At 52.0% G+C, this 22168-nt stretch carries 23 protein-coding genes; 3 read left to right on the top strand and 20 right to left on the bottom strand.

Translation table 11 applies throughout. The features are described from left to right. The first annotated feature begins 181 nt into the window (after positions 1-181). Positions 182-1906 (top strand): AMP-binding protein, encoded by a 1725-nt coding sequence (locus DB48_RS05610; RefSeq protein WP_041509312.1) that lies wholly within the window; start codon positions 182-184, stop codon positions 1904-1906. A gap of 117 nt (positions 1907-2023) precedes the next feature. Here DB48_RS05610 and DB48_RS05605 read toward each other — a convergent pair whose 3' ends face one another. Next, positions 2024-2296, bottom strand: a complete 273-nt coding sequence (locus DB48_RS05605; protein ID WP_041509311.1) for a hypothetical protein — start codon at positions 2294-2296, stop codon at positions 2024-2026. Positions 2297-2449: 153 nt separating this feature from the next. Next, on the bottom strand, positions 2450-2755 hold the full coding sequence (locus tag DB48_RS05600) for a hypothetical protein (RefSeq protein WP_041509310.1): 306 nt from the start codon (positions 2753-2755) through the stop codon (positions 2450-2452). Between the two features lie 248 nt (positions 2756-3003). Here DB48_RS05600 and DB48_RS05595 point away from each other — a divergent pair, with 248 nt between their 5' ends. Continuing rightward, positions 3004-4713 carry a proline--tRNA ligase gene (locus DB48_RS05595; protein WP_041509309.1) on the top strand — a complete coding sequence of 570 codons (1710 nt, stop codon included), beginning with the start codon at positions 3004-3006 and terminating at the stop codon, positions 4711-4713. Positions 4714-4815: 102 nt separating this feature from the next. On the opposite strand, the gene DB48_RS05590 is transcribed toward DB48_RS05595, so the two are convergent. The 6 genes from DB48_RS05590 to DB48_RS20510 all read right to left on the bottom strand — a co-directional run bounded on the left by DB48_RS05590 (position 4816) and on the right by DB48_RS20510 (position 8357). After that, positions 4816-5160 carry a hypothetical protein gene (locus DB48_RS05590; RefSeq protein ID WP_041509308.1) on the bottom strand — a complete coding sequence of 115 codons (345 nt, stop codon included), beginning with the start codon at positions 5158-5160 and terminating at the stop codon, positions 4816-4818. Then, entirely contained in the window at positions 5141-5839 is a 699-nt protein-coding gene (locus DB48_RS05585; RefSeq protein WP_041509307.1) for a hypothetical protein, read from the bottom strand. The genes DB48_RS05590 and DB48_RS05585 overlap by 20 nt, the downstream gene beginning before the upstream one ends. Positions 5840-5901: 62 nt before the next feature. After that, on the bottom strand, positions 5902-6621 hold the full coding sequence (locus DB48_RS05580; protein WP_041509306.1) for a hypothetical protein: 720 nt from the start codon (positions 6619-6621) through the stop codon (positions 5902-5904). Positions 6622-7210: 589 nt separating this feature from the next. Beyond that, complete coding sequence (locus DB48_RS05575; RefSeq protein WP_041509305.1) at positions 7211-7852, bottom strand: CatB-related O-acetyltransferase; 642 nt, start codon at positions 7850-7852, stop codon at positions 7211-7213. 282 nt (positions 7853-8134) lie between these two features. Next, positions 8135-8218: a hypothetical protein gene (locus DB48_RS20515; RefSeq protein ID WP_268747957.1), complete on the bottom strand. Its 84-nt coding sequence runs from the start codon at positions 8216-8218 to the stop codon at positions 8135-8137. A 7-nt stretch (positions 8219-8225) separates the two neighbouring features. Further along, positions 8226-8357 carry a winged helix-turn-helix transcriptional regulator gene (locus tag DB48_RS20510; RefSeq protein ID WP_268747956.1) on the bottom strand — a complete coding sequence of 44 codons (132 nt, stop codon included), beginning with the start codon at positions 8355-8357 and terminating at the stop codon, positions 8226-8228. A 267-nt stretch (positions 8358-8624) separates the two neighbouring features. On the opposite strand from DB48_RS20510, the gene DB48_RS05565 reads away from it, so the two are divergent. Next, the gene (locus DB48_RS05565; protein WP_235375348.1) at positions 8625-9053 is read left to right on the top strand and encodes a nuclear transport factor 2 family protein; all 429 of its coding nucleotides are present in this window, start codon (positions 8625-8627) and stop codon (positions 9051-9053) included. Positions 9054-9912: 859 nt separating this feature from the next. Here DB48_RS05565 and DB48_RS05560 read toward each other — a convergent pair. The 12 genes from DB48_RS05560 to DB48_RS05510 all read right to left on the bottom strand — a co-directional run bounded on the left by DB48_RS05560 (position 9913) and on the right by DB48_RS05510 (position 22101). Continuing rightward, on the bottom strand, positions 9913-10605 hold the full coding sequence (locus tag DB48_RS05560; RefSeq protein WP_152619100.1) for a hypothetical protein: 693 nt from the start codon (positions 10603-10605) through the stop codon (positions 9913-9915). 151 nt (positions 10606-10756) lie between these two features. Beyond that, positions 10757-11485 carry a hypothetical protein gene (locus DB48_RS05555; protein WP_041509303.1) on the bottom strand — a complete coding sequence of 243 codons (729 nt, stop codon included), beginning with the start codon at positions 11483-11485 and terminating at the stop codon, positions 10757-10759. 166 nt (positions 11486-11651) lie between these two features. Beyond that, positions 11652-12068: a hypothetical protein gene (locus DB48_RS05550; protein WP_041509302.1), complete on the bottom strand. Its 417-nt coding sequence runs from the start codon at positions 12066-12068 to the stop codon at positions 11652-11654. A gap of 588 nt (positions 12069-12656) precedes the next feature. Further along, on the bottom strand, positions 12657-13883 hold the full coding sequence (locus tag DB48_RS05545; RefSeq protein ID WP_041509301.1) for a phenylacetate--CoA ligase family protein: 1227 nt from the start codon (positions 13881-13883) through the stop codon (positions 12657-12659). A gap of 8 nt (positions 13884-13891) precedes the next feature. Further along, positions 13892-14710 (bottom strand): ABC transporter ATP-binding protein, encoded by an 819-nt coding sequence (locus tag DB48_RS05540; RefSeq protein WP_041509300.1) that lies wholly within the window; start codon positions 14708-14710, stop codon positions 13892-13894. 62 nt (positions 14711-14772) lie between these two features. After that, positions 14773-16017 (bottom strand): ABC transporter substrate-binding protein, encoded by a 1245-nt coding sequence (locus DB48_RS05535; protein WP_041509299.1) that lies wholly within the window; start codon positions 16015-16017, stop codon positions 14773-14775. Between the two features lie 139 nt (positions 16018-16156). After that, positions 16157-17230, bottom strand: a complete 1074-nt coding sequence (locus DB48_RS05530; RefSeq protein ID WP_041509298.1) for a branched-chain amino acid ABC transporter permease — start codon at positions 17228-17230, stop codon at positions 16157-16159. Between the two features lie 60 nt (positions 17231-17290). Continuing rightward, positions 17291-18184, bottom strand: a complete 894-nt coding sequence (locus DB48_RS05525; RefSeq protein ID WP_041509297.1) for a branched-chain amino acid ABC transporter permease — start codon at positions 18182-18184, stop codon at positions 17291-17293. Next, entirely contained in the window at positions 18181-19026 is an 846-nt protein-coding gene (locus DB48_RS20505) for an AMP-binding protein (protein WP_268747953.1), read from the bottom strand. The genes DB48_RS05525 and DB48_RS20505 overlap by 4 nt, the downstream gene beginning before the upstream one ends. A gap of 2 nt (positions 19027-19028) precedes the next feature. Then, on the bottom strand, positions 19029-20147 hold the full coding sequence (locus DB48_RS20500; protein ID WP_268747952.1) for an AMP-binding protein: 1119 nt from the start codon (positions 20145-20147) through the stop codon (positions 19029-19031). After that, positions 20147-20944, bottom strand: coding sequence for an ABC transporter ATP-binding protein (locus tag DB48_RS05515; RefSeq protein WP_041509296.1), 798 nt, complete (start codon positions 20942-20944; stop codon positions 20147-20149). The genes DB48_RS20500 and DB48_RS05515 overlap by 1 nt, the downstream gene beginning before the upstream one ends. A gap of 119 nt (positions 20945-21063) precedes the next feature. Then, a complete protein-coding gene (locus DB48_RS05510) occupies positions 21064-22101 on the bottom strand; it encodes a DcaP family trimeric outer membrane transporter (protein ID WP_041509545.1) in 1038 nt (345 codons plus the stop codon). Positions 22102-22168: the final 67 nt, after the last annotated feature.

The raw sequence follows: 22168 nt of genomic DNA, 5'->3' as shown, positions 1-22168 counted from the left end.
CAAGGCCTCCTTTTTCATATTGTTTTTATTGAATAAAATCCCAGCTTCACCTTTCTATCTATCCCCCGCGGCCAACTTAGTTCTTTAGTCTATAAACGCCATTCTTTGCTTGTGAGAAACCTCACACTTTGAGTAGTGTGTCTTCAGACCGCTAACGACACACTCTATGCACGGAGGCTCTATGTCTGCTGTAACGACATTTGCTACTGAGAACCAACTTCCCCTTCAACTGAGCCAATTTAACGGCGACACCAGCACACCACTGATCGAACAGACCATAGGCGATTATCTGGATCAGATGGCGGCGACCCATCCCGACCAGCTGGCCATCGTCATGCATCATCAAGGGATCCGCTGGAGCTATCAGGAATATCAATCCCACATCGACGAGCTGGCCGCCGGCCTGCTGGCCATAGGCATCAAGCCAGGGGACCGTGTCGGCATCTGGTCACCCAACAACATCGAGTGGTGTCTGACCCAGTTTGCCACCGCCAAGATAGGCGCCATCATGGTGTGCATTAACCCGGCCTATCGCCCGGAGGAGCTGCAATATGCCCTCAACAATGTGGGCTGCCGCGCCATCATCTGCGCCGAGAAATTTAAGTCCAGCCACTACCTCTCTATGCTCAACGAGCTGGCCCCCGAGCTTGGGCACTGCCTGCCGGGACAACTGCAATCGGCCAATCTGCCGAGCCTGGAGTTTGTGATCCGTATGGGCGATGAAGCCTCGCCCGGCATGCTCAACTTCGACCATATCAAGCGTCCGCTCACCGAGAGCGATCGCAAGGCGCTCAAAGACACCGCCGCCCAGCTCTCCCCCTTCGATGCCATCAATATCCAGTTTACCTCGGGTACTACAGGCAGCCCCAAGGGCGCGACCCTGAGCCACCACAACATCTTGAACAACGGCCTATTGGTCGCCAAGGCGATGCGCCTTGGGCTGGAAGACAGACTCTGTATTCCCGTGCCCCTGTACCACTGTTTCGGCATGGTGCTGGGTAACCTCTCTTGTATCTCGGTGGGCGCCTCGGCCATCTACCCTGGCGACTCCTTCGATCCCCTCACCACTCTAGAGGTGGTACAGGCCGAGCGCTGCACCGCACTGCATGGGGTGCCAACCATGTTTATCGCCCAGCTGGAGCACCCCGAGTTTAAACGCTTCGATCTCAGCTCACTGCGCACCGGCGTGATGGCGGGGGCCACTTGCCCCGAAGAGGTGATGCGCAGGGTGCAAGATCTCATGTACATGAAAGAGGTGCTGATAGGCTATGGCCAGACGGAGTGCAGCCCCATCAACAACATGACCGAGATTGGCTCATCACTGGAAAAGCGCGTCACCACGGTCGGCCGCGCCCTGGCCCACACCCAGGTGAAGATAGTCGATGAGTTCGGCGAGGTGCTGCCGGTGGGTCAACCCGGAGAGGTGTGCAGCCGCGGCTACTGCGTGATGCAATTCTACTGGAACGACGCCGAGAAGACCGCCGCCACCATAGACGGCGAAGGCTGGTTACACTCGGGTGACTTAGGTGAGATGGACAGCGAAGGCTATGTCAAAATTGTCGGTCGCATCAAGGATATGATCATCCGCGGCGGCGAGAACATCTACCCCAGAGAGATCGAAGAGAAGCTCTACACCCACCCCGACGTACAGGATGCGGCCATCTTCGGCGTGAAGAGCGAGAAATATGGTGAAGAGGTATGCGCCTGGATCAAGGTGCAACCGGGCGCCAGCGTGACCGAGGAGGAGATACGCCACTTCCTCACCGAGAAATTTGCCTACTTTAAGGTCCCGAGATACATCAAATTCGTCGAGCAGTACCCGATGACAGTGACGGGTAAGATACAGAAATTCAAGATGCGCGAGATGATGTATCAGGAGCTGTATGAGGCAATCAACTGCAACTAGCGATCCCAGCTAGCCCTTCGCCAGCCTAGATTAGGCTGGCTTTTTTTGCCTGGCGCTTGATGCCAATCGAATTTTTAAGGGCTTATATTTAGAACATTAGTGCTTAGAAACTAATGTTTAGAGGCTCAGCAGATGGGCCCCCACCTTCTCAACCCGTTTCTCGTTGCGGCTGATCACATAGCCCTGGTCGATATAGTCGTCGATACACTGTTGATACTTGCCGTCTGACAGGGTTTCACCGAAGCCAAACCCGGTCCAACTCACCTCACACTGCACCGTCTCCCCCTTGTCGTTGCTCAGGGTCGCCTTCTGATAGGTGGTCTCGAGCTTAGGCACAACAACCAAGGCGCCCAGGGTCAGTGCGATGACGATAATAACTTTTGCTTTCATGGCTATCCTTAATACAACTTTCCTAAATGCAACTTTCCTAAAAATACGGCCCTTAATATAACCGCCGTTAGCGACAGTAACAGCCGTTAGCGACAGCTGACTACCACCTGCTCATCCCAGCGTCCATTTGCTGCGAACCTAGTGCAACTAGGCTTAACCGACCTGTATCCTGACATGACGGGCGCCGGCGCTCAAGCCAAGCTCCATCAGGCAGCGCTCCTCGACCTCAGACAACCCGCCTTCACACATGACCATAGGTTGGATGACCAGTGTTGGCCGCTTAAACAGCCCGAAGCAACCCAGCTGCCTTAATCCCGCTTTCAGGCACTGCTCCGCAGGGGCAAAATTGCCCACCAGCAGGCGCCGGGTGGTAAAAGGGGCCTGGGGTGAAAACGTTTGCTGCTGCGAGCCGTGACTCACAACGATACGATCGGGATAAATTTGCGCGATCACTTCCATGTTTTTCTCTACCTTGTTATCTGGCCTGTTATCTCACGTTTTATCGACCGGCTTAGCTCACTTTGTCTTGCCGATAGTTCTTGCCGATAGCCAGCTTCGAAAAGCCCAATACTTTACGCAATTTATCCATATTGATCACTAGTTGGCCGAAAAAAATCTGCCACGGCGCCAGGCCAACAAACTAGGTGACATCAAACGTCAGGGTGCTAAAATGTCGACCTATTTCATCACACAACTGGATATTGGGAATGCGAGTTAGCAAGTACCTGCTTTCAACACAAAAAGAGACCCCAGCAAACGCTGAGGTGATCAGTCATCAATTAATGCTGCGCGCCGGCATGATACGCCGTAACGCTTCTGGCCTATACAGCTGGTTGCCGTCTGGCCTACGTGTGCTGCGCAAAGTCGAAGCGATCGTTCGCGAAGAGATGAACAATGCAGGTGCTGTTGAGATCTTGATGCCCATGGTGCAGCCGGCGGATCTCTGGGTAGAAACCGGTCGTTGGGACAAGTTTGGCCCCGAGCTATTGCGTTTCCAAGACAGACACAACCGTGACTTCGTCCTGGGTCCAACCCACGAAGAGGTGATCACCGACATCATTCGTAAAGAGGTCAGCTCATACAAGCAGCTACCACTGAACCTGTATCAGATCCAGACCAAGTTCCGCGACGAAGTGCGTCCCCGTTTCGGCGTGATGCGTTCACGCGAGTTCCTGATGAAAGACGCCTACTCTTTCCATCTGGATCAGCAGACCATGGATGATACCTATCAGGCCATGTACACCGCCTACAGCAACATCCTGGGTCGTATGGGCCTGGCCTTCCGTCCAGTATTGGCCGACACAGGTTCTATCGGTGGCAGCATGTCACACGAGTTCCACGTGCTGGCTAACAGTGGTGAAGACCTGATCGCCTACTCGACCGAGAGCGACTACGCCGCCAACATCGAGAAGGCCGAGGCGCCAGTACCTACCGAGCCACGTGGCGCCGCCACCATGGAAATGAGCGTTATCGACACACCAAACGCCAAGACCATCGAAGAGTTGGTTGAGCAGCACGGTATCGCTATCGAGAAGACGGTCAAGACCATTATCGTTAAGGGCGCCAGCGAAGAGGCACCTCTGGTGGCCGTCATCGTCCGTGGCGACCATGAACTGAACGAAGTAAAAGTCGAGAAGCTCGACGCAGTGCTGGCACCATTCGAGATGGCCGGTGAAGCCGAGATCCGCGCCGCCTTAGGTGCAGGCCCTGGCTCACTTGGCCCTGTGGGCATGACCATCCCTGTATATGTGGATCACAGCGTCAACGTCATGAGCGACTTCGCCGCCGGTGCCAACCAAGACGGTAAGCACTATGTCGGCATCAACTGGGAGCGCGACCTGCCACAGGCAGAGGTTGCCGACCTGCGTAACGTCATCGAAGGTGAACCTAGCCCATGTGGCAAGGGCACTATCGGCCTGCTACGCGGTATCGAAGTGGGTCACATCTTCCAGCTAGGCACCAACTACTCACAAGCCATGGGCGCCAGCGTACTGGATGAGAACGGTAAGGCACAGACCCTGCTGATGGGTTGTTACGGTGTCGGCGTGAGCCGTATCGTGGCCGCCGCCATCGAGCAGAACCACGATGATCGCGGCATCATCTGGCCAGACGCCATCGCCCCGTTCAAGGTAGGCATCCTGCCAATGAACATGCACAAGTCACATCGCATTAAAGATATGGCCGAGAAGCTCTACAGCGATCTTAACGATGCCGGCATCGAAGTGCTGTTCGACGACCGTAAAGAGCGTCCAGGCGTGATGTTTGCCGACATGGAGCTGATTGGTCTGCCTCACGTGATCGTGATTGGCGAGCGCAACATAGACAACGGCGTATTCGAATACAAGAACCGTCGCACCGGTGAGAAGCAAGAGATCCCATTCGAGCAGATGGTCGACTTCATCAAGTCTGCCAAGTAAGACGCTTACAAGACTCGAATATAAAAAGCCCGGCATATGCCGGGCTTTTTTATTGCTCTTTTAGGGGCTTATATTTGGTACCTAAGAATGCTATCTCACCAATTATGCCGCCTGCTGCGTCTTTAAAAATGTGGCGCGAGCCTCGAGATACTGCTCGCTGGGCTGAGCCCACTGCGACTGAGGCAGAGGCAGAGGCAGAGACCACTCTGCTACCGCATCAGGCCAGGGTCTTAGCACGGCGAGGCGCAAATACCAGGCTGAAACTGAGTAAGGTAGCTGCCACCAAGTCAGCAAATGAAACAGATAATAGCCGCCCATAGTCAACCAGGACTCGCTGTAATCGCGCAGATTAATATGCAGCCAGCGCTTATTGGGGTTGGCCTTAAAGCACTGCCACAGCTCACGACGTCTGCGGCGAAAACCCAGGCTATCGGGTAAGGGGTCCACCCTTAGCCAATTCTCCTTGGGCTCCTCCATGAAGCGGCGGATCGCCTCCCAATTTTCCAGGGAGAAGTTCACTAGCATGTAGCCCCCCCTGATAGAAATTATTCAGCGCCCCGTCGTGCGCCTGATACTCCGCCAGGCGCAGGCTATGATCGTCCATCTTAATCGGTCGGCCTATGGCCGTGGCGCCCAGTGCCGTGCCGCCATGAACATAGGCCACCACAGACTCCCAGGGGACGAAGCGCGGCGCGCCACTGACAGCATCCCGATAGCAGAGTTCGCGCCGCTGACGATTAAAACGTATCGTTGGCCGCCGTCGCCGACGAATCACCTGCCAGCCAAACCCCATCAGCGCCGCCAGCATAACAATCGATAACAGTGCCAGGGTTAGCATGAGCGCCAAGCTGTCCAGCTCACCCTCTTGCATGCCCGCCGCGATAAAAATCGCGCCGAAGAGATACAAGATAAAAATGACGAAGCGCGTCTGAAGGGCAAGGTCTCTGTCGGCCTTACCCTGGCCGAGATCCTGTGTCACCTCATCGTGTTGCAGAATCAGCTCAGGGGGGAGCAAGGGGTCATCTGGGAGTGACATCACGGGCAACGGCGCAAGAAAATAAACCGGTCGACCGTTTAGCATCAGGCTATCGCCGGCGCGGGGCGCAGATTCGAGGGGAATACTCATAGTTTGATTAATAAGCTCGCTTTTTACTCAGAGAAAAAATGACCAAGAGCAGATTTCGCCGACTAGCGAATAACGTCCGGCATCTTCATCTTAAAAGTACCCGGCGATATGGCATTAACCAGAGATTTAAAACACTTCATCCAAAAAAGGGCTAGACCAAGCCAATAATAGAGTAAATAACTGGTTTGAAAATCACGTATTTTGGGCTTCATGTATTGATAGGAAAGCAGAGTCTGCTTACCATCTTTCAATTGAAGTATCAGGCCAGCTTGATGCCAGATAGCGATATCTTCGCCTACTTTAAGATATTGTGCCAATCGATGACATTTACTCGCACCTAAATCAACTGCATAAAAGTTATCTTCAAACGAGCGGATATCGAGATCATAAAAAGCTTCACCTGTCCCCTCATCGATAACCTCACTACTGCGACACTGTATGCCATGGACAGTAGTTGAATACTCATGAACATCTACCAGCTCGGCCACATGATACTTTGGCAAAACATAGGCTAAGAACACGATGTTAACTAGACAAAATATCGTAATAAATAGGATGCGATATCGTGTGGGAGCTTCTTCAGAGAATTCAATGAACACATCAAACTCATCATCTTCCCACTCTGGTATTCCTGCCTCGCATTCAGCTACCTCTCCGGCGGCTCGCCTGCGGGCAATCTCATCGGTGAGTTGTTGATACCGCTCGGGGTACTGCTGTTTGTCTATATTGTCATTAACATCAAGAAGCTCATCCAAGGTACACTTCGAATAATCGACTGACACACTATCTCCCTTCCCTAAGCTTTTTCTGATTTCCCTGTTTTCCTACCGGCAGTGCTTATCTATCTTGGCCTCTAATAACTCTTCTAGGGAATATGTTGAAAAATCCGGGGGAAAGTCAGAAACATAGTCAAAAACATAGTCCGCTGTATAGTCCATTAATATCTCACTCAATCCATATCTATGATGCTGTTTTGTAAAGCCGAAAGCTGCACTTAGTGCGGTCGCAAGCATAACCCTTTCACTCAAACAGAACAATGCTTTAACCATTCGTTGAGAATCCCAACGGGCGAGTTATACCAATCACAGTAAACATGTGATCAGAAATAGCGCAGGAAAAACGCTTGAGAACAAAGCAGGATTTTTAGATAAGTAGTTATTCTACAATTAAAAATACTAATACAGTTATCGAGCGTTTTAACAAGCTAGAATGATCAATTGTTTATTACGATTGGTATTAACTAGATAGGACGAGCAAGAATTGGCTGACTTATATTTAGGTAGAAAACTGATTAAGTCGAAAACAGACGACAAACAGAATATCCCAACGCCTGCGGGAAATGTCAGACGTTGGGAGGAACTCAAGGCTTAGCTAAGCCTGATTCTTGGCATCGTAGGCTAACGCAGCGTCTTTAAGCCGCTGTATGTCAGAGGCACATAGATATCGTTTTAGGGCGGAAAATTTTTCCTCGGGCCAGTCATAAATGTTCAGTTGCAACAACTCTTTAATAATGGCGGGTTCAAAACGATACTTCACTAACTTGGCGGGTGAGCCCCCCACGACAGCGTAAGGCTCGACATCCTTAGTGACGACACTGTTGGCGGCGATGACCGCCCCCTCACCTATCGAGACACCCGGCATGATCATGGCTCTCATGCCCAACCAGGCACCGTCACCAATATGCGTATCGCCCTTGCCAATATAGGCCTCTTCTATGTAATCCATGAAGGGATATAGGCAGAACCAATCGGCCCTATGGGTATGGTTTCCGCCCATCAAAATCACCACTTCGGCACCGATACAGACATAATCGCCGATATGAAGTTTATCTATCTCCCACCTGGGCTCCCAGTCTCGGCTGATCTTGTCGCCGTGTAGGTACCTGACCACCGACTCCTCGAAACCATTGTCCCAACAGTCGCTGTAGTAGCTGTGCTCGCCCTTTACCCTAATATTCGGGTTAGTTACAACTTGGTGTAACAATTGAAATTTTGACCAATGTTTGTCTTGCATACTAGACCTCAAGCTAATGTTTAATCGAAAAATTATTGATAAAACATCACGCTCGTCAGTGAATTCTAGGTTGCTTCAATAAAGAGTTCGGCTGCATTAAATACCTCGGTCGACTCACAGGAAAAAACCATACAAAAGCTATACAACACCGACACTAATACCGCCTAGGCGCTGATTTGAGCAGGGCTTTTCCTTCTTTGCTATAACGCTGAGCGCAATACTATGCGCTTTGATGCGCAATTTGCAATGATCCAGTTAACATCTGAAGTCATCACAACTTAACTAATTATCCTCCGAGCTCCATGATTCTGTTTTGTCGACTATTTTATTAACAATATCAGCCAACTCCCGCCCTTTTGGAGTCAATCCATAGTTAACTGTGACAGGGATTGTGGCTTGCTGCTCTCGCCAGATAAACTTTTTCCGTTTCCAATAACTTCAAACGTGAACTCAGCACCTTACTGGAGACCAATGCCAGTTGTTTTTGAATCTGACCAAACCTCATGACTGAGTTTTGACTGAGTAGGTAGACAATATGAGCCGTCCACTTTGTTGATATTAGGGAAAGGTATTTATCAACGTGACAGTAATTTTCGGGGGCTTGCGCATGCTCCATTGATACTTCCTTCATTTTCGAATTGGTTGTTGACGCTTGCATTTTAATCACGTCAGTTACCATAAGGTAATTAGTTACTTTTAGGAAGCTAATAGCTATAAGTTAGCGCTTTAAGTAACCTTGCGTCATTACCCAAGCCCAATTCAGGAAATTCTGATGAAACTGACACAAATGATAATGACCTCATTAATGCTTTTAGCCGCGAGTGTAATAGCTAAGCCATCATTGGGTCATCCCAAACCACAAACACCTGATGAACTCCATACCCTGTTTGCCCAATATTTTAAGCAAAAGAACCTCGAAGGCTTATCGACACTCTTCGCTGCTGACGCAAAATTAATACTCGATAATAAAGGACGGGCAGCTATGGGGAGAGAAGCCATTGTTGGTGAATTAGAAAAATACCTTCAAGTCGAAGGTGAAATGATTACCCTGTCAAAGTCAGTTCACATTAATGGAGAGATCGCCTTAATTAGAACAGAATGGCAAATTTCAGGGACGGATTTGAAGGGTACAGCGCTCGAAGTGATGCAATATAAAGACAACGGCTGGCTCTACATCATAGATAATCCGAATGGATACTAAAGGCGAAAAATCTTCAAAAATCCAATTAGCTCAACCACAATCTATTAATTGGCCTCTGCGTGTAGAACATCAAAATGATTGTCACCGGGATAGACGACCAATCCCACTCCACCATCGAGGCAAAATCGCTAATGTCGTAATGAAATTAAATCAGTTAGAAGTGCACTAACATCTAGCCATATTAAGCATTTGCAAGAAAGCCGTAACCATGGCTTCATGGTATATCAATTGCCTACCGTAGGTGCAGTGCATGGATGCACCAATGTCGAGATCACTTGGATGTGGTTAAACGACCTTTATGTGCAAATACATGGTTATCCGTCTCTTCGATTGAGCGACTTCTGTATCCACGACGATCAAACACCAAATCATTTTTGGACAAAAGCAAGTAGACCGTCGAATAAAGGTATTGGCTTTTTAGATTGTAACCTTTAGCGGCATAGGTTTTTACTTCGCTGATGGTAGCGTTGACCTTCATGGTTTTGAATTGCCTGCGGCAGGCTTATGTGCAAACACATTTGTGACACGGTGAGTGAAGCCTAGCTTCGTGGATACGAACGAGAGGCATGGATGCCGAACTGGCCGTTAGACAAGGAGGTTGTTCGAGCACTTCCCTGTGAGCTCTACCTCGGCATCCATGTCTCGGAAGGTCACAAATGTGTTTACACCTGGTTATCCGTCTCTTCGATTAAGCGACTTCTGTATCCGCGACGCTCAAACACCAAATCATTTTTGGACAGCAACGCGTTAGAGTATTTTATCCATAAAAATCCAATTATGGGGCGCACAAATGCTTGGCTAAAATTAGCGAAGAATGAGCACCAGCCAAGCTTTAGGCGTCCCTTCCATAATTGACTTGCTAAGTGTTTTGTACCCATGTTCTTGATTTAGTTACTTCCCATTCGGTCTTAAGAATGTTCTGCAATTCAGTCAATATTGCATCAATCGACTCATCTGTAACCTGTGAAGGATTATTGTATAATGCTAATCGCATTTGATTTAACAATATCAAGAGATTCTCAGTCTGGGAGTCGCTTGGTTTAAACAATAATACTATTTTCGAATATAGTTGATAAAACTCTGCTCGGGATTCTATATATTTTGACTCATACTTATCGCACACATCTAGATGATTCTGATTGCCTGATGGTGTACCAGACATATGTACGGAATATTCAAACTCACGTTGTTTTAACGTGTAATACACTTTGCATTGATGGAGTACTTTAGATAGTTCAGAGCTGGTGCCTCTAACTTCTTGAATCCACTGATGGCGGAACTCTGATATTTTGTTTTGATGTTCAGCGTCTTTAGCTTCATTTGCCAATTTGGTTTGCTTCTCTAAAGTAGCTCGAGATAGCCTATTTTGAGATTCAACGGATTTTCTATTGCTGCGGTATGTCACTGTCGCTGCACAAACTACAACGCAAATAGTTACCAAAAATGGAATATTAGAAAACATAATATCCATAAAGTCTTTTGACGACTGCACTAACTCAATTGGTATAGTACTTTCGGCTTTAATCAGTACATCAGAATCTATTTTTGCCACTATATTCACCTAAACAATTAACGCCCTGTTAAGGTGTGAGCAACACAATACCAATGCTTCCACATACCACCTTAACCACTAAATACAACGCATAGTAAAAATGCCACGAGTTGCGAATTACTCTTAAACAGTTTGTTATTTGTCCTTTTTCCTATGAGCTAGTCAGCAAAGGATCTTTTTCACCATTCGGTCCGACTAAACGAGTGTTAATAAGCGGAACTAACGGACGCAATGATAGCTTGTCGGTAAGATCATCATATACTCGAGTTACAGACCACTCTTGCAATTGCGAAGTTTTACCGTCAACTACAATATTCATTGAAGCTACAGTATAACGAGGAAACTTGTACTGCGGCACAGCTGACAACGAATCCATTAAAGTCAGCACATTATCATTTCTCTGAGGATCTGCCGCAGCGTAGTGAGCAGCCACTTTGTTTCGCCATAATTTAACAGGCTTGGGTAGCCACTCATTACGTTCGTTGTATATGAGTTCTTTTACTTCTTGTGCGCTCTTCTTGATGTCATCGTATTCATTTCCCTGATTGAGGAACTTCTGAATACCAAAGAGGGAGCATAAGTTCATCATGTAAATGCTGAACACATCAAAATTTGTTGTACCACAAGCAATTAAGTATGGGTCATTCATACTTAACCCACCTAACTGTAAGTGTATAGGTGGTAAAGGAAGTGGTTTCCCTCGATAGTACAAATTCAATACCTGTTCTGCTTCGTGCTGCGTTTTATAGCAATTCATTAAAAACTTTAAGTTTTCATAATGTCTAACATTACTAGATTCGCGATACAAAAGAGATTTCACTTGATTAATCGGATATTCAAGTAAATCATTACTTCCGTCATGGGATATACCAAATTTCATTTATTAACAGCCTTGATTTTTAGCTATACGACGAGCCCATCACACAACTTACAACAATACCGAATGACAAATTAACGCCCGGCTCAACTGCCGGAGGCTACTGGTGCTTTTTTGCGGGTGTTTGCAAAAAGGTGGCTGTGGCAGGAGGTCAGATTGCAGCCGCTTGTTATGCGATTTCTACGTTTCCGGCGTGTAGTCTAGCCAATGGATCACCATAACCAAACTCCCAACCTTCAGGCATTCGTTCTTTTAAGCCTAAAGTGTTATCGATATATTTTGCTTCAGCAGTCGAAATTTTTACTATACGTAAATGATCATTAATCATTGATTCGACGTCTTCAATTGTGAAGCCTTGATCAAACATTTTATTGGCATGATTTCTAATTAGAACACATGGGACAATATGCTCTCTATAATCGTTACCTTTCTTAGAAACACCATCTAGAACGAAATCATCAGGTACAAGAACTTCAAAAATTCTAGAATGAACTCCTCTGCCTTCTTCCCATTGACCATAAATTACTTGAGCAACTCTTTTGATTGCACGTTGCTTCATTTCTTCTTTTGTAAATTCCTTAAGCATTTTTCTGTCCTTGCGCATAACGCTTATTAGCGAGAATGCCGCCTATATAAATCACTTCCTACTAATATACATCGCGGCAAACTTTTTAAGCATCTGAAATTTATATCAATAACAGCATTACATAACAAGGAGAAAATAAGCAGACCGAAAACAAAGCGAGAACAGCAAGATTACATAGTAGGAAGCGAAAGGGGCGCTTTTTTGCAAAATCCCATTATACCTGTATAGATACGCAGTCTAGCGAGTAGAGTTTGGCAACCTGCCGAACACTCATCTATCCCTCCTACTCACATCAAATGAAGCCAAATCGAAGAGACGTTGGATACCGAGTGCAGATACGGCTGTGACCTTCGGTTTCAGGGATGAAACCGCAGAGCGGCCAGGGATGGCGCACAGCGTGTCACAGGCGTATCTGCACAGCCCTCGCCGGGCAGGCGTTAGGTTGCCATGAAGGTATGACTTTCAGAAATCCTCCCAGCACCCAAGCCACCAGACGCTAGCCCCTAACAGAAAGCCAAAACAACAATGCCCAACCTATTCCAAGGCCGGGCATTATCCTCAACGTCAGGCTAGGCAAAGCCTAGACCATTATCTTTGATCCTCTATCACGACCCCATCGTCCGCCAAGGCTCCTGGTGCCACCAGCGCCACCTCCCCTGACAACTGAGTCTCGGCGCGGATCGACGCCTGCACGGCGGCGATATCCAGCTGTGGCCGCGTCGTCTCATCCACCTCACACAGCAGGCGCATCACATCATTCTCCTGCTGACGGATGACGACGAGTCGCACCTTAGCAATGCCAGGATGACGGGCGCGCACCCGCTCCACCTGCTCGGGGTGCACAAATAGCCCCTTCACCTTAGTGGTTTGATCGGCGCGTCCCAGCCAGCCCTTGATGCGCATGTTGGTGCGCCCACAGGGGCTAGCCCCCGGCATAATGGCCGACAGATCGCCGGTGGCGAAGCGCACCAGGGGATAGTCGCGATTAAAGCTGGTCACCACCACCTCACCCACCTCACCCTCGGGCACAGGCGTCAGAGTACCGGGACGGACGATTTCGACGATAATCTCTTCGGCTACCACCAGGCCCTCGCCCGAGACACTCTCGAAGGCGATAAGCCCCAGGTCTGCGGTGACGTAGGCCTGCTTGACGTCGATATCCGCCGCCTCGAAGCTGGCCTTGAGGGATGGGGTTAACGCCTCGCCGGACACCAGCGCCTTAGTGATCGAGCTGGTGTCCATCCCCTGCTCCCTGCCTTTCTCCAGCAGTATGTTGAGAAACGAGGGGGTGCCGCAGTAGCCATTGGGTTTGATTGAGCCTATCAGCGCCAGCTGCATCTCGGTCTGTCCAGGCCCCGCAGGGATCACGGTGCAGCCGCAGGCCTTGGCGCCCGAATCCATGATGAAGCCGCCGGGCGTCAGGTGGTAGGCGAGGCAGTTCTGCACAATATCGCCGGGGCGGAAGCCGGCGGCGAAGAAGGCCTGGCCCATGCGCCACCAGTCATGGCCGTCACATTCGGGATCTAAAATAGGCCCTGGCGACTGGAAGATGCGGCCACTTGGCCTGTCTGGCGTCATGCCGGCAAAAGGCGGCTGCTCAGCCTGCAGGCGGATCAGGTCGGCCTTACGGGTAATGGGTAGGGTTGCCAGCGCCTCGCGGCTATTAATCTGAGTGAGATCTACCCCCTCAAATAAATGGGCAAAGTAGTCGCAATGACGGCTGGCATAGCCGAGCTGCTCGGGCAGCGCCGCCATCAGTTGCTGTTCGCGCTCGGCAGGGGCAATAGCCTCTTGGGGTTTGAAATACTCGGCCATATTGCCTCCTACAGCCAACGCTTACGGCGTTTATAGGACTTTAAGTTCTTGAAGCTCTTGCGGGTCTCGTTGCCGCCCCCCAGGTAGAACTCCTTCACATCTTCGTTGTTGAGTAGCTGGGCCTTGGTGCCGTCGAGCACTATCTTGCCCGACTCCATGATGTAGCCGTAGTTAGCGGCCTTGAGGGCATAGTTGGCGTTCTGCTCCACCAGCAACATGGTGATCCCCTGCTCGCGGTTGATCTTCTCAATGATGCCAAACACCTCTTTGACCAGCAGGGGCGAGAGACCCATAGAGGGTTCGTCCAGGCAGATCATCTTAGGTCTGGCCATGAGGGCGCGGCCGATGGCCAGCATCTGCTGCTCACCGCCCGACAGATAACCCGCCAGTCCGGTGCGCTCCTTGAGGCGCGGGAAGTAGTTGAACACCATCTCGATATCCTGGTTCACCTGGCCGTCGCGGCGGGTATAGGCCCCCAGTTTCAGGTTTTCGATCACCGTCATATCCTCGACGATACGGCGTCCCTCCATCACCTGAAACAGGCCGGAGCGCACCACGTCATCGGCATTCTTCACGTCGATACGCTCGCCCATGAAATGAATGTCACCGCGGGACACCTCGCCATTTTCCGTCTTAAGCAAACCTGAGATCGCCTTAAGGGTGGTGGACTTACCGGCGCCGTTTGGCCCGAGCAGGGTGACTATCTCCCCCTGGGGCACCTCTATGCTCACGCCGCGTAGCACCTGGATCACATCGTCATAGACCACTTCGATATTGTTGATCGAGAGAAGTGGTGTCTCGGGCTTTAACTGCACTGCTTGTGTCATAACAACTCCAAGGTCAAGAAGCGAGCCGGGCAAGCCTGACCTGCCCGGCAAATGGTAAGAGATTAGTAGCCTAACCAGTCGGTACGGCGCTCAAGGGTCACCTGATTCACCTTCTCGACCTTGATGTCGCCATGGTTAAAGTTACCCTTGTAGATGTTGACCTGGTTGATGCCGCGGTGATCCTCTGGGGTCCAGGTTGCTGCCAGGCAGACGCCCTCTAGCCCTTTAGGTACCCAGTTTTTGTGTGCGTACATGCCCTTCTTCACGTTCTCACCCGTGATACCGCCGTTGGCCTTGGCCCACTCCATCGACTCCTTCATAAAATAGGTCGAACAGACGCCGCGGATATAGTGATGCAGACGCTCCTCTGTGCCTGTGCTGTCAGACATCTTAGAGATCTCACGCACCAGCTTCATGCCGGGTACATCGTCGGTCCAGAACGGCGTCATGGTTGGGAAGATATAGTTTCTCACCCCCTCACCGGCCGCCTTAAACACCAGCTTGTCGCCGCCCCAGATGTTAGACATAAACTGGATATCGGTACCCACAGTGTCACAAGACTTGATCAGCGACTGCACCGAGCCCCCCAGGTTACCGATATAGCCGTAGTTGGTGCCCGAACTCTTGAGGCTCAGACACTGGGCCTTGAAGTCGCCCGGCTTCATGGAGATCACCACAGATGGCTGCACGTCGAAGCCCAGCTCGGTGGCGTACTCGGCGCAGGCCTCTTTAGGCGCGTTAGGGAAAGGATGGTTGGCACCGATATGGGTAAACTTAGGCTTGCCCTTACCGCCCTTGGCCTTCCAGTCATCCGCCGCCCACTGCACCAGGCCGCGACAGGCATCTGAATAGGATGCGCCATAGAAGAAGTTATAAGGCGCCGGCTTAGTGGTCTTAGGGTTCTTGCCCTGAGGGTCTGTCAAATGGCCCGAATAGGAGGCCGAGAAGATAGGCGTCTTGTCCTTGGCGGCAAAGGAGATCAGCGCCTCGGTGTCGGCCGTACCCCAGCCCTGCATGGCCACCATGTTCTTGCGCGATAGCCACTTCTTATACGAGGCGATCGCCTGAGGCACCTTGTAGGCGTAGTCTATGGTCTCATACTCCAGCTTAGTGCCGTCGATACCGCCATGGGCATTGATATAGGCCAGGGCATCACGCACGCCGTCGGCGTAGGGCTTACCCACGAAGGCGGTGGGCCCTGACATGTCAGCCAGGTGGCCGACAAAAACCGTATCCTCGGCCTGGGCAGCGCCGGCGGCAAAGGTTAAACAAGCAAGCGTGGTGCTAAGCAGTATTTTTTTAGTCATCGTTTTCTTCCTTCAACATGATCCATAAAGATTGAATGCGGTTAAGGCAGCGCTACAGCCAGGTTTAACGCTCATTGCGATTCAAACTGTGTCGGTTTTACAGCAAATTGATTTGTCTTCGCCCCTATCTGTCCTCGACTTAGTAGGCGAAGGGGTAACACTTCCAGTAGTTCTTGATCTGTCCCCAGCGATGGGCCAGTCCCTCGGGCTCGAAGATGAGGAACAGGATGATCACCAGGCCGATAGCCATCTCCTTGATATAGGCCAGGCCGTCGGTGACCATGGGCAGGTTGCCAAAGTCTGTGTATTTCATCAGGCCGACTATCCACTCTAACACCTCGGGCAGCAGCACCATGAAGACCACGCCCATCAGAGTGCCCTTGATTGAGCCCAGGCCGCCGATGATCACCATGGCCAGGAACTGAATCGACATTAAGATGGTGAAGCCCTCGGACGAGACATAGCCCAAGTAGTGGCCATAGAGGGCGCCACCTATCCCGGCGTAGAAGGAGGAGATACCAAAGGACAGCAGACGGTACTTGTTGAGCTTGACCCCCATGATCTCCGCCGACAGATAGTGGTCGCGCACCGCCACGAAGGCGCGGCCGTCACGGCTACGCATCAGGTTACAGCCCCAGATGTACATGAACACCAAGGCAAACAGGGCGATGAAGTAGAAGCTCATATCGGTATCGAAGTCGAAACCGAACAGGCTGACGGGCGCCGCCATGGCCCCGGACGCACCGCCGGTAAACCACTCGGCGCGGCCGAAGAAGTCTTGAATGATGAACTGCGCCGCCAGGGTGGCGATGGCCAGATAGAGCCCCTTGATTCGCGCCGCCGGCATACCAAACATCATGCCGACGCCCATGGTGAGAAAGCCCGCCAGCGGAATACAAAACACCACAGGGATGTTAAAGCTGGTGTTGAGCCAGGCCGAGGCGAAGGCGCCGAAGCCGAAGAAGGCGCCGTGCCCCAGGGAGATCTGCCCGGTGAAGCCCACCAGGATATTGAGCCCCAGCGCGGCAATGCCTAAGTAAGAGATCTGAATAAACAGGGTCAGAAAGTAACCATCGAGTACCAAGGGCGCGGCGCAGGCCAGCGCGATCACCAAACAGGTCACCAGGCGTATGGTCTTGGTCTCAAAAATCGTGTTGTCAGCCTTATAGCTGGTGCGAAAATCCCCGCACGGGCGCATCGCTAAACTAGACATAGAAAACTCCTTGAACTGCAATAGGGTCGAACGTAATTAGGTGTGTCATGGCTATGCTCCTTAGATGCGCTCGATGTCGCGGGTACCGAACAGGCCATAGGGCTTGAACCAGAGGATCACCAACAGCACATAGAAGGGGGCGATGTTGTACAGGTTGCCCACATGCAGCCACTGGCTGTCGAAGAACTCGGCAACGTTTTCCAGCACACCTATCACCACGCCACCGACGATGGCGCCGACGATAGAGTCCAGTCCGCCCAAGATCACCGCAGGGAACACCTTGATGCCTATGGTCGAGAGCGAGTCTGACACGCCGTTCACCATGCCGATCACCACGCCGGCCGTGGCCGAGACGGTCGCGGCAATGCCCCAGCTCATGGCAAACACCTGCTTGACCGAGATCCCCAGGCTCTGGGCTACCTGCTGGTCAAACGCCGTGGCACGCATCGCCAGGCCATGCTTGGAGTATTTAAAGAAGAGGAAGAAGGCGGCCATGATCAAGATGGCGATGATGGTACTCATCAGGTACGCCAGCTCGATGTTGAGGCCGAAGATGGCGATAGACTGGGTATCGAACACCTTAGGGTAGCTCTGTGGCGAGACGCCGAATATCCACTTGGTCAGCGACTGGAAGAAGATAGACAGGCCGATAGTCACCATGATCACCGAGATGATGGGCTCACCGATCATGGGGCGCAGCACTATCATCTGCAGCAGCACGCCGAACACCGCCATGAAACAGAGGGTGAACAGGAAGCCGACAAAAAACGGCAGCTGGAAATAGGTGAGAAACGCCCAGCAGACCCAGGCCCCCACCAGCAGAAACTCGCCTTGGGCAAAGTTAACGATCTGGGTCGACTTGTACACCAGCACGAAACACATACCCACCACGCCATACAGCAGGCCGACGATCAGGCCGTTGACGATGAGTTGCAATAAGAGTTCAAAGTTCATGATGCTCTCCTTTGAGTGGCGTCGCCCTCGAGACGATGCTGTGGCGCGATCACTGTCGCCACCTTGACTTGGGTTTGAATGCGCGACTTGGTGCCGTCCTGGAAGGTGATCACGGTATCGATATCCACATGGGGCTGGTCGCCATAGATGGCCTCGATGATCTCGCCATACTTGTCGGCGATGACACCACGTCTCACCTTACGGGTACGGGTCAGCTCGCCGTCATCGGCGTCCAGCTCCTTGTAGAGCAGCACAAACTTGTTGATCTTCTGCGCCTCAGGCAGAGTCTGATTCACCCGCTCCACCTCCGCCTGCAGCTGCTCATAGACCTCGGGCAGACTCGACAGGTTGGTATAGTTGGTAAAGGCCAGTCCCTGCTGCTCGGCCCACTTGGAGACGATGCTGAAACGGATACACAAGATGGCGGACAGATAAGGCTTGTCCTTACCCAGAATCACCGCCTCACCGATGAAGGAGGAGAACTTGAGTTTATTCTCGATATATTGCGGCGAGTACTGAATGCCCTGGCTGGTCTTGGCCAAGTCTTTGATACGGTCGATCACCACCAAATGGCCCGAGGGCTTGAAGTAACCCGCGTCCCCTGTATGCATCCAGCCATCTTTGACATCTTCCTCATAGGCGGCCTGATCGCCCAGGTAGCCGTTGAACATGCCCACCGTTTTGGCAATCACCTCACCCACCCCTTCGCTGTCGGTGTTGATAACCTTAAGCTCGGCGGTATCGAAGGCCACGCCTACCGTGTCGTAATCCACGTCATCTTCTTGGTGTATGGTGTAGGCGCCGCACATCTCGGTCTGACCATAGAGCTGACGCAGCGGCACGCCTATCGCCTGGAAGAACTTGAAGGTATCTGGCCCATGGCCGCGCCGCCTGTGGCCGCCGACTTTAAGAAGGAGAAACCTAAGCGGTCACGCAGCGCCTTCATCAGCACGATATCGGCCAGCTTAGAGCGTCGGCCATCGGCTAGTCGCTGCTCGGCGCGCTTCATGGCAAAGTCGAACAGCTTCTGCTTGAAAGGCGTCGAGTCCATCATGCGCGCCTTGACGTCGGCGAGGATCCCTTCCCACACCCTAGGCGCCAGCAGCACGAAGCTTGGACCTATCTCGCGCAGATCCGCCATCATGGTTTCCTGCTCTTCGACGAAGTTAACGATCTGACGGGCGATAAGCGCCTGGCCCACGGCATATACCTGCTCCATGATCCAGGGCAGCGGCAGCACGGAAACATAGTTGTCGCCCGGCGCGCGGGGATCGGCCCGCAGGTAGGAGCAGCAATGGTCGATAAACTTGCTGCCCTGTAGCAATACGATCTTGGGCTTAGAGGTGGTGCCCGAGGTGGTGCAGTAGATGGCGATGTTCTCCGCCTTGCCCGCATCCACCAGGTTGTCGTAGCGGCGCGGATCTGTGTTGTCCACCTCCTGGCCGATTCGATAGATCTCCTCGACGCTGATAAGGCGTGGGTCGTCATATTTACGCATGCCGCGCGGGTCACAGTAGACGATATATTTCACCGAAGGAATACTGTCGCCCAGCTCCAGCAGCTTGTCACACTGCTCCTCATCTTCGGCGACGATCACCTTGGCTTCGCTGCGATTGAGCAGATAGGCCACCTCTTCGTGCAGCGAGTCTTGATAGACACCCAGAGAGAAACAGGCCAGCGCATGGGCGGCGACTTCGCCCCAGACCCACTCGGGACGATTCTCCCCCAGCAGGGCGATGGTGCTGTGGGACTCGATACCCAGGTGGTCGAAGGCCAGCGCCATCCACTTCACCCGGTTGTGATAATCTTGCCAGCTGAATTCGGTCCAGATGCCGAACTCCTTCTCGCGTATGGCGACCTCGCTACCCCAGTTGGCCGCATTGTGGCGCAGGATCTTGGGAAAGGTGTCGAGTGAGCCCATGTCGAAGGCCCGCGCCGTCGACGCATTATTTACCTGAGTCATTAGCCAACCTCTTGTAATTGCTCGTCATCTTCAAGGCCTAAGTAGGCCTGTCTCACGTGCTCGTCGGCCATCACCGCCTCGGGCAGGCCACAGATCAGTTTCTTACCGAAATCGAGCACCATCACCTCATGGGAGATATCCATCACCACCCCCATGTCGTGTTCAATCATCACCACGGTAATGCCAAATTCTTCGTTGAGATCCAGGATATAGCGGGCCATATCCTCCTTCTCCTCCAGGTTCATCCCCGCCATCGGCTCGTCGAGCAAAATCAGCTTAGGATTGAGGGCCATGGCACGTGCCAGCTCGACACGCTTACGCAGGCCGTAAGAGAGCGTGCCGGCGATGGATTTGCGCACATGGGAGATGTCGAGAAAGTCGATGATCTCCTCCACCTGGCGGCGATGGGTCAGCTCCTCTTTCTGCGCCGAAGACGCCCAGTACAGCGGGCCGGTGAGCCAGTTGTTCTTCATCAGGTGGTGACGGCCCACCATGATGTTGTCCAGCACCGACATGTGACCAAACAGCGCCAGGTTTTGAAAGGTACGGCCTATGCCGAGATCGGCACGGGCATTGGGTCTGAGATGGGTGACATCCTGATTATCGAAATGAATCGTCCCCTTCTGTGGACGGTAGCGACCCGAGATGCTGTTGAGCATCGAGGTCTTACCCGCCCCGTTGGGACCGATAATCGAAAACACGGCGCCGCGCTCGACCTCGAAGCTCACATCGGTCAGGGCCTTTACCCCACCAAATGCGAGCGAGATCTGATCAACAGTTAAAATGGTATCTTTCACAACCCTACTCCTTTAAACGGCTCTGCCTGGGTGTTTCGGCGATGAGTCGCCCCGGCGGATGCCAGGACGAGGGTTAAACGGGTAAAAAAAGCGGGGAGGAAACCCTCCCCCAAGAGCACTTACAAGGCGTAACGCATTGAGAACTGTGCGTAGTTAGAATCGACGTTCTGGTCGTCCAGGGCGAAGTTACCCACTTCGATGCCCACGGCCAGTGCCGGTGTCAGGTTTTGGAACAGGTTAACGCTCCACTGGCTGCGATCCGCATCCGACTCGTCGGTCTCGATACGACCATACAGGAAGGTGCTGCGCAGGGTATCTGTCCAGTAGTGACGGTAGGCCGCCAGATATGAGGTGGTGGTTTCCACCTCTTCACCGATAAGATCTGGCGTCACCCCAAGGCCCACATAGCGGCCCACTTCCCCCTGGTGGAACTGGAAACGCAGGTCGTCTTTACCGAAGGTGTTGATGCGACCGGCGATAGAGCCACCGAAGGCGGTTTCGCTGTTGCCGCCCAGGGTGTTGAGCTGACGGCCCAGGGCCGAGATGGAGACGTTACCCCAGTCGCCCTTGAAGTTATAACGAGCCACTACGTCCGGCAGATCGTCGTTAGCGGTATCACCGCCATGACTCTCAGGGTTCTCGATAGAGACCTGGAAGCCGCCTATGTCGTAGCGGATCTGCCCCTGACGCACGAAGGCCAAACCGACTGTGGCACCGGCAAAGTCGGCGGTTTCCGGTATGGCGCTGGTGTTCATGAAGGTGGTCCAGGTCTGACCCACGGTTAAGTCTTTGTACTTGATGAAGGCATGACGCAGACGCGGATGGGCCGAGTTAGACACCACCTGGTTACCGCCACCGCCGAGGAAATCCATCTCGATGAAACCCATCACGTCGCCGTGAACATACTTGGTATTGAAACGAGACTCGTTGGCGAAAATACGGAACTGTGACGCGCTCTCTTCGAGCGGCGTGCCTGTGCCAATCCAGAAGTCGCGATAGCCGACATCGCCGTTAACATAACGGGCATCGACCTTGAGGTAGCCGCCGAACGACAGCTTGCCGTCGTCGCCGACATTGAAGTCATAGCCAGCCATGGCCGAACTGGCCATCAGGCCGAGTGAAGTTGCGAGCGTGAGTTTTTTTATTGTTGATATCATCTTGATTATCCCCTTTTGTGGTTGCATTCAAGATGGAGAAATGCCTCCTTTGCCTCAATTGGGAATA

Origin of the sequence: Shewanella sp. cp20, assembly GCF_000832025.1 — a bacterium.
Lineage (GTDB): Bacteria > Pseudomonadota > Gammaproteobacteria > Enterobacterales > Shewanellaceae > Shewanella.
The sequence above is the reverse complement of the archived record's forward strand: the minus strand, read 5'-3'. Positions and strand labels throughout refer to the sequence as shown.